The organism is Enterobacter sp. RIT637, from assembly GCF_019718755.1.
GTDB lineage: Bacteria > Pseudomonadota > Gammaproteobacteria > Enterobacterales > Enterobacteriaceae > Enterobacter.
The window spans coordinates 1-717 of record NZ_JAIHAZ010000067.1 but is presented as its reverse complement, the minus strand read 5'-3'; the positions used below and the strand labels follow the sequence as shown (position 1 = coordinate 717).

General features: G+C 54.3%; 1 rRNA gene. It reads right to left on the bottom strand.

Annotated features, from left to right (window positions below):
- Window positions 1-24: 24 nt before the first annotated feature.
- Window positions 25-717, bottom strand: a 23S ribosomal RNA gene (locus K5E19_RS23180); the annotation flags it as partial.

Genomic DNA, 717 nt, shown 5'->3' with positions numbered 1-717 from the left:
TCGCCGAAACAGCTTCGGCGTTGTAAGGTTAAGCCTCACGGTTCATTAGTATCGGTTAGCTCAACGCATCGCTGCGCTTACACACCCGACCTATCAACGTCGTAGTCTTCAACGTTCCTTCAGGACCCTTAAAGGGTCAGGGAGAACTCATCTCGGGGCAAGTTTCGTGCTTAGATGCTTTCAGCACTTATCTTTTCCGCATTTAGCTACCGGGCAATGCCATTGGCATGACAACCCGAACACCAGTGATGCGTCCACTCCGGTCCTCTCGTACTAGGAGCAGCCCCCCTCAATTCTCCAGCGCCCACGGCAGATAGGGACCGAACTGTCTCACGACGTTCTAAACCCAGCTCGCGTACCACTTTAAATGGCGAACAGCCATACCCTTGGGACCTACTTCAGCCCCAGGATGTGATGAGCCGACATCGAGGTGCCAAACACCGCCGTCGATATGAACTCTTGGGCGGTATCAGCCTGTTATCCCCGGAGTACCTTTTATCCGTTGAGCGATGGCCCTTCCATTCAGAACCACCGGATCACTATGACCTGCTTTCGCACCTGCTCGAGCCGTCACTCTCGCAGTCAAGCTAGCTTATGCCATTGCACTAACCTCCTGATGTCCGACCAGGATTAGCTAACCTTCGTGCTCCTCCGTTACTCTTTGGGAGGAGACCGCCCCAGTCAAACTACCCACCAGACACTGTCCGCAACCCGGAT